Source organism: Tabrizicola sp., from assembly GCF_034366665.1.
GTDB lineage: Bacteria > Pseudomonadota > Alphaproteobacteria > Rhodobacterales > Rhodobacteraceae > Tabrizicola.
Map to the genome: position 1 here is coordinate 1 of NZ_JAXMMF010000045.1, position 6,022 is coordinate 6,022.

At 61.5% G+C, this 6,022-nt stretch carries 8 protein-coding genes and 1 tRNA gene; all 9 read left to right on the forward strand.

Annotation, left to right across the window (positions count from 1 at the left end; translation table 11 throughout):
* Nucleotides 1-65 precede the first annotated feature (65 nt).
* Complete coding sequence (infA, locus tag U1E69_RS05965; RefSeq protein WP_050523081.1) at nucleotides 66-284, forward strand: translation initiation factor IF-1; 219 nt, start codon at nucleotides 66-68, stop codon at nucleotides 282-284.
* 1 nt (nucleotide 285) lies between these two features.
* Nucleotides 286-861, forward strand: a complete 576-nt coding sequence (locus U1E69_RS05970) for a nucleoside triphosphate pyrophosphatase (RefSeq protein ID WP_322243448.1) — start codon at nucleotides 286-288, stop codon at nucleotides 859-861.
* The gene (locus U1E69_RS05975; RefSeq protein WP_322243449.1) at nucleotides 858-1,910 is read left to right on the forward strand and encodes a ribonuclease E/G; all 1,053 of its coding nucleotides are present in this window, start codon (nucleotides 858-860) and stop codon (nucleotides 1,908-1,910) included. The genes U1E69_RS05970 and U1E69_RS05975 overlap by 4 nt, the downstream gene beginning before the upstream one ends.
* Nucleotides 1,907-2,083, forward strand: a complete 177-nt coding sequence (locus U1E69_RS05980) for a DNA gyrase inhibitor YacG (RefSeq protein ID WP_322243450.1) — start codon at nucleotides 1,907-1,909, stop codon at nucleotides 2,081-2,083. The genes U1E69_RS05975 and U1E69_RS05980 overlap by 4 nt, the downstream gene beginning before the upstream one ends.
* Nucleotides 2,084-2,143: 60 nt before the next feature.
* Nucleotides 2,144-2,219 (forward strand) — tRNA-Phe (locus U1E69_RS05985).
* Nucleotides 2,220-2,929: 710 nt separating this feature from the next.
* Nucleotides 2,930-3,706 (forward strand): class I SAM-dependent DNA methyltransferase, encoded by a 777-nt coding sequence (locus U1E69_RS05990; RefSeq protein WP_322243451.1) that lies wholly within the window; start codon nucleotides 2,930-2,932, stop codon nucleotides 3,704-3,706.
* A complete protein-coding gene (locus tag U1E69_RS05995; RefSeq protein WP_322243453.1) occupies nucleotides 3,612-4,388 on the forward strand; it encodes an N-6 DNA methylase in 777 nt (258 codons plus the stop codon). The genes U1E69_RS05990 and U1E69_RS05995 overlap by 95 nt, the downstream gene beginning before the upstream one ends.
* A 74-nt stretch (nucleotides 4,389-4,462) precedes the next feature.
* On the forward strand, nucleotides 4,463-5,764 hold the full coding sequence (locus U1E69_RS06000) for a restriction endonuclease subunit S (RefSeq protein WP_322243452.1): 1,302 nt from the start codon (nucleotides 4,463-4,465) through the stop codon (nucleotides 5,762-5,764).
* Between the two features lie 45 nt (nucleotides 5,765-5,809).
* Nucleotides 5,810-6,022: transposase (locus U1E69_RS06005; protein WP_322243454.1), on the forward strand; the 213-nt coding region annotated here is incomplete at its 3' end.

Sequence of the window (6,022 nt, forward strand, 5' to 3'; positions counted from 1 at the left end):
GGGGCATATCGCCCCCCGGAAGCCTGCGGGGACCAACCTGCGGGCCCATCTGCAATGGAGAGACCATGGCCAAGGAAGACATTCTCGAATTCCCCGGTGTCGTGAAGGAACTCCTGCCGAACGCGACATTCAGGGTCGAACTCGAGAACGGCCATGAGTTGATCGCGGTGATGGCAGGCAAGATGCGCAAGAACCGCATCCGCGTTCTGGCCGGCGACAAGGTGCAGGTCGAAATGACCCCCTACGACCTGTCGAAGGGCCGCATCAACTATCGTTTCAAGTAAATTGCGTTTCATTCTGGGATCGGGCAGCCCGCGCCGCAAGGAATTGCTGGTGCAGCTTGGGATCGTGCCAGACCTGATCCTGCCCCCCGACATCGACGAGGACCCCCGCAAGGGTGAACTTCCGCGGCCCTATTGCCTGCGGCTGGCCGAGGAAAAGGCCCGCGCGGTCCCGGCGGGGCCCGAGGACGTGGTGCTTTGCGCGGACACCACAGTCGCCATTGGCCGCCGCATCCTGGGCAAACCGGCGAACGCGGGCGAAGCGGCCGCGTTCCTGACGGCGCTTGGCGGGCGGCGCCATCAGGTTATCACCGGTCTTGCCGTGCGGCGTGGCGACCGGGTTCTGGTGCGCGAATCCCTCAGCACGGTGAAAATGAAGCGCCTGTCGGATGCCGAGCTGAACGCCTATCTCGCCAGCAACGAATGGCAGGGCAAGGCGGGCGGCTACGGAATTCAAGGTCTGGCGGGGGCGTTCATCCCGTGGATTTCGGGCTCGTTCACCGGCATCATGGGCTTGCCCGTGGCCGAGACGGCGGCCCTTTTGACAGCGATCGGCTACCCGGTCTGGAGGCAGGAATGAAGGGCCGTTTGCTGGTTCTGGACGAGATTGACGGTCGTCAGGCGGCGGCCTTGCTGGTCGACGGGCAGTTGGAAGAGCTTGCCATCGACCCCCTGGGCGATGTGGCGATCCCGGGGGCGATCTACCGCGCCGTGGCCGACCGCCCGGTCAAGGGCCAGGGTGGCATCTTCGTCAAGCTGCCCGACGGGGCCTCGGGTTTTCTTCGACAGATCTCGGGCGTGGCCCCGGGACAGCGGCTTCTGGTCCAGGTCACCGGTCCGGCGGAACCTGGCAAGGCGATCCCAGTCACCTCGCGCCTGCTCTTCAAGTCCCGCTTCGCGATCATCACGCCTGACGCGCCGGGCCTGAACATCTCGCGCAAGATCAAGGATGATGATCGGCGGGCAGAGCTTTCCGACCTCGCGCAGACCGGGATGGCCGGCGCAAGTGAGCGTCTGGGCCTGATCCTGCGCTCTGGCTGCCTGGAGGCCGAGGACCAGGCCATCGCCGAGGATATCACGGCGATGCGTGGCCTGGCCGAAGCGGTGCTGGCCGACACGTCTGGTCCGCCCGAACTGCTTGTCGACGGCCCCACAGCACATGACCTGGCGTTCCGCGATTGGCTGGACCCCGCCGTGGACGACGCCGACACCGACCCGGAAAGCTTTGAACGCCACGGCGTGTCCGAGATGCTGGATGCGCTGCGGACCGCGCAGGTCACGCTGGACGCCGGCGGTCACATGATGATCGAGCCGACCCGCGCGCTGGTCTCGGTCGACGTGAACACCGGGCCCGATACCTCACCTGCCGCCGCCCTGAAAGCCAACATCGCCGCCGCCCGCGACCTGCCGCGCCAGTTGCGTCTGCGCGGCCTTGGCGGTCAGGTCGTCGTGGACTTCGCCCCGATGCCAAAGCGCGACAGGCACATCCTGGACCAGGTGCTGAAAGCGGCCTTCAAGACCGATGGCGAGGCGAACCTGGCGGGCTGGACCACGCTGGGCCTTTACGAGATGACCCGCAAGCGTGACCGCCTGCCCCTGTCCGACCTTTTGCCAGGGGGCCTGCCATGAGCTGCCCGATCTGTGGCAAGCCCACCGCCGCCGATTACCGTCCGTTCTGCTCGCGGCGCTGCGCCGATGTGGACCTTGGCCGCTGGCTGACCGAAAGCTACCGCATCCCTGCCGAGACCGAGGAAGAGGCTGACGAGCAAGAGCCCGACGCCCCCCCGCCGAAGCCGCATTGAGGGACGTTTTCCCTCTGGACAGCCCCCCGCCGCTTGGGTATCACCCGCCCACCAAACGGTGCCCAGATAGCTCAGTTGGTAGAGCAGCGGATTGAAAATCCGCGTGTCGCTGGTTCGATTCCGGCTCTGGGCACCACAAATCTTATTTTAACGATTTAAAAACAACAACATAGACTTTCGTTTGTGTTTTGGATCCCCCTTAGCATCCACCTTTCGTGGCGCACTGCGATCTTCTCTTGGGCACAGTAAATGCTGCGTCGCGGAGATGTCTAGACGGAGGGAACATTGGGATGACACCTTAGGCTGGCGCATCGTCTGGCACGAGAGTGACCCGATAGCCACGTAGGTTTCTGCCAACGTTTGGAATTGGGCTGCGCATCCCAACCATCGGCGAGGCGGCGACAACCTTGGCAGTGCTCGCTCCCAGGAAGACATCACGTCAAATTGCTGCCACCTGCGCTTCGCAGCCTTCATCCTGATAGGATCTACGGCGCGTATCACGGCAATCTGACAGGTTGCAATTTGACGGTTTGCAACTTGACGGCATGTTGCATTTCCATTTCGAACGGCAGGCACCACTCTCAGCAGGTACCTGGCGGGTCCATGCACACGGACGCAGAAACGTCGTTTGAGTCAAGAGAATCGCCGGCAGACTATTCTCCCTCTGCGCTCTCGGCGCTTTCTGTCGGATCGACAGCACCCACCAAAATAGTCCCTAAGTTAATTGCCGTTCGCAATCACGGCGAACGAGGCTGAAATGTGCTCGCCGCTAGCTTGCCACTATGTGGATTTTGGTCTGCGTCTCGGCTACCCTCCGGCGACCGAACTTCAAGGATTTTTTCAGGTATGGAATCAATCGACAACGGCTCCGACCTTGGCATTGAGGCCACCCTCTTCAAGACCGCCGATAAGCTGCGCGGCAACATGGAGCCTTCGGACTACAAGCACGTCGCCCTGGGCCTCATCTTCCTCAAGCACATCTCGGACGGGTTCGAACTAAAGCGCCAGGCGCTCCTCTCCGAATACCCAGAAGGCGCAGAGGATCCCGACGAATACCTTGCCGACAACATCTTCTGGGTGCCACCGGAGGCCCGTTGGTCCCATCTGCATGCAAATGCCAAGCAACCTGCCATCGGGCGCCTGATCGACGAGGCGATGATCGCCATCGAGAAGGTCAATCCGTCCCTCAAGGGCGTCCTGCCGAAGGACTACGGCCGCCCCGCGCTGAACGCCGTCATGCTGGGCGAGTTGATCGACCTGATCTCTGGCATCGCGCTGGGTGAGGGGAAGGACAAGGCGCGCGACCTTCTGGGGCGTGTCTACGAGTATTTCCTCGGCCAGTTCGCGGGCAGCGAGGGCAAGCGCGGGGGCGAGTTCTACACGCCCCGCTCGGTCGTGCGCACCATGGTCGAGATGCTGGAGCCCTACAAAGGCCGCGTCTATGACCCCTGCTGCGGGTCGGGCGGCATGTTTCGTGTAGTCGGAAAAGTTCGTCGAGGCACACGGCGGCCGTCTAGGCGACATCGCCATCTACGGGCAGGAGTCGAACTACACCACATGGCGGCTGTGCAAGATGAACCTAGCCGTGCGCGGGATCGACGCCGACATCAAGTGGAACTCTGAAGGCACCTTCCACAAGAACGAACTCCCAGACCTGTGCGCGGATGTGATCCTCGCCAACCCGCCCTTCAACATCTCGGATTGGGGCGGTGAGCGGCTGCGTGAGGATGCGCGCTGGAAATACGACATCCCGCCCGCGGGCAACGCCAACTTTGCGTGGCTTCAGCACATCCTGCACCATCTGGCGCCTTCGGGCACAGCCGGTGTGGTTCTCGCCAATGGCTCCATGTCCTCGACCCAATCGGGCGAGGGCGAGATGCGCCGCGCGATGATCGAGGGTGAGGCGGTGGATTGCATGATCGCCCTGCCTGGGCAGTTGTTTTATTCCACCCAGATCCCTGCCTGCCTGTGGTTTTTGGCGAAGGACAAGTCGAACGGCATCGCTCGCAACCGCAAGCTGCGCGATCGGCGCGGCGAGGTGCTGTTCATCGACGCCCGCAAGCTGGGCTTCATGGTGGACCGTACCCGGAAGGAGTTTTCCGATGCTGACATCGCCCAAATCGCCGAAACCTACCACGCCTGGCGGCTGGGAGAGGGGTACGCCGACGTGCCGGGCTTCTGCAAATCGGCGAACCTTGAGGAAATCCGGTCCCACGGCCACGTCCTGACCCCGGGCCGTTATGTGGGGGCCGAGGCGGCGGAAGAGGACGAGACACCGTTTGCCGAGCGGTTTAGTGCCTTGTAGGAAAAGCTGGAGGCGCAGTTCGCCGAGGCCCAGGCCCTGACGGCGACCATACGGGCGCGGCTGGCGGGTTTGGCATGAGCGACGAAACTTGGGTTGAAGCGCCGCTAGATCATTTCCTGACAAGGGCGACCTATGGCTTCACCAATCCGATGCCGACGACATCCGAAGGCCCATACATGGTCACGGCCAAAGACATAAATGATGGCCGCATTTTGTATGAACAGGCGCGTCGAACCTCTCGTGCGGCCTTTGTCGAAAAGCTGACCGACAAAAGCCGACCCAACATCGGTGACGTTCTAGTCACAAAAGACGGGACGCGTGGCCGAATTGCGATAGTTGACCGACCAGACGTCTGCGTGAACCAGTCAGTTGCGGTGCTGCAGCCGAACCCATCCATTCGACCGACCTTCTTGAAACTCGTCCTGGAGGAGCCGCGAAATCACCAACGAATGTTGAGTGAAGCTGAAGGCTCTACCATCAAGCACATTTATGTAACGCGCCTCGCAAAGCAGCCAGTTCGTGTTCCGCCGCTTAAGGCTCAGGATTTGGCACTTTCAATCATCACGCCTATAGAGCGCAAGATCGAGTTGAACCGGAAGTTGAACGCCACGCTGGAAGCGATGGCGCGGGCGCTGTTCCGCGACTGGTTCGTCGACTTCGGCCCCACCCGAGCCAAGATGGAAGGCCGCGCCCCCTACCTCTCCCCCGACCAATGGTCCCTCTTCCCCGACCGCCTAGATGGTGAGGGTAAGCCGGAGGGGTGGGAAGACAAGCCGCTCAGTGATTTCTTTGCGATCGTCGGCGGTGGGACTCCGAAAACCTCGAATCCGGCATTCTGGGATGGGCCGGTTCCTTGGTTCTCAGTGACAGACACGCCCGCCCCGGGAAGCGTGTTCGTGACGAATATTGAAAAGACCATCACTGAAACCGGCCTGGCCGGAAGTTCCGCAAGGCTTGTCCCGAAGGTCACAACAATCATTTCAGCGCGCCGAACGGTAGGCAACTTGGAAGTCACCGGGCGCGAAATGACGTTCAACCAGTCTTGCTACGGATTGCAGGGAGTGGGGGCCGTCGGGAACTGGGCGACATATCCGATAGCACAGAACACGGTGAGTCAGTTGCAGGCGATGGCGCATGGCTCGGTCTTTTCAACCATCACGCGGCAAACCTTCGAGGCACTTACACTGCCAAAGCCCAGTCCGGAGATTCTGGAGGCATTCGAGAACGCAGTTTCGCCGTTGTTCGACAAGATACTTGCCAATGTGAACGAATCCCGCACCCTCGCCCAGACCCACGACCTCCTGCTGCCGCGCTTGATGTCAGGGGAGATTAGGAATTGGAAGGCTTACATGAACTTTAGGGTCAGGACCCATTGATCTTGCGCTGGCAGCGTGATTCAGCCTCTGCAAGGAGACTGAACGATAAGCAACCTTTTCTGGCTGACCGAGGCACAGATGGCGCGGCTGCAGCCCTTCTTTCCCAAGAGCCATGGCAAGCCGCGCGTCGATGATCGTCGCGTTCTGAGTGGCATTATCTTCATCAATCGCAATGGCTTGCGCTGGTCCGATGCGCCCAAGGAGTATGGCCCGGCGAAGACCCTCTACAACCGATGGAAGCGCTGGGGCGACAAAGGT

Bases quoted from the DNA above. Each gene is read 5' to 3' on its own strand.
- infA (WP_050523081.1), top strand. From the start codon at position 66: ATGGCCAAGGAAGACATTCTCGAATTCCCCGGTGTCGTGAAGGAACTC.
- U1E69_RS05975 (WP_322243449.1), top strand. From the start codon at position 858: ATGAAGGGCCGTTTGCTGGTTCTGGACGAGATTGACGGTCGTCAGGCG.
- U1E69_RS05980 (WP_322243450.1), top strand. From the start codon at position 1,907: ATGAGCTGCCCGATCTGTGGCAAGCCCACCGCCGCCGATTACCGTCCG.
- U1E69_RS05990 (WP_322243451.1), top strand. From the start codon at position 2,930: ATGGAATCAATCGACAACGGCTCCGACCTTGGCATTGAGGCCACCCTC.
- U1E69_RS06000 (WP_322243452.1), top strand. From the start codon at position 4,463: ATGAGCGACGAAACTTGGGTTGAAGCGCCGCTAGATCATTTCCTGACA.